The organism is Pontimicrobium sp. MEBiC06410 (assembly GCF_053601615.1).
Genome location: NZ_JBSHNT010000093.1, coordinates 1 through 382 on the forward strand (window position 1 = coordinate 1; position 382 = coordinate 382).

Sequence of the window (382 nt, forward strand, 5' to 3'; positions counted from 1 at the left end):
AGAATAACAGTTGTAAAAAACAGAGTTCAACTACCGCTATCCTTTGCACAACAGCGCCTATGGTTTTTAGCAGAGTTGGGGCAAAGCGAAAGGTACCACATACCAGGATTATTAGAAGTAAATGGTGCGCTCAACATAGCGTACTTAGAGCAAAGTATCAATGCATTAGTAGCACGCCACGAGTCATTACGCACAACCTTTAAAAAAGACTCAGAAGGAATAGCCTACCAAGACATAGCAACCAGTTTAGTCTTAACAATAGAACAAGCAAACTATAGTAAGTTAAAACCAGAAGAAAAGTCAAAAGCAATACAAGCACACAGCGATAAGTTTATCAAAGCCCCATTTAATTTATCAGAAGGGCCATTATTACGCGTGTTAT

Annotated in this window: 1 protein-coding gene; it reads left to right on the plus strand. The window is 38.7% G+C overall.

Annotation, left to right across the window (positions count from 1 at the left end; genetic code table 11):
- Window positions 1–382: condensation domain-containing protein (locus tag ACVC08_RS00625; protein WP_452600575.1), on the plus strand; the 382-nt coding region annotated here is incomplete at both ends.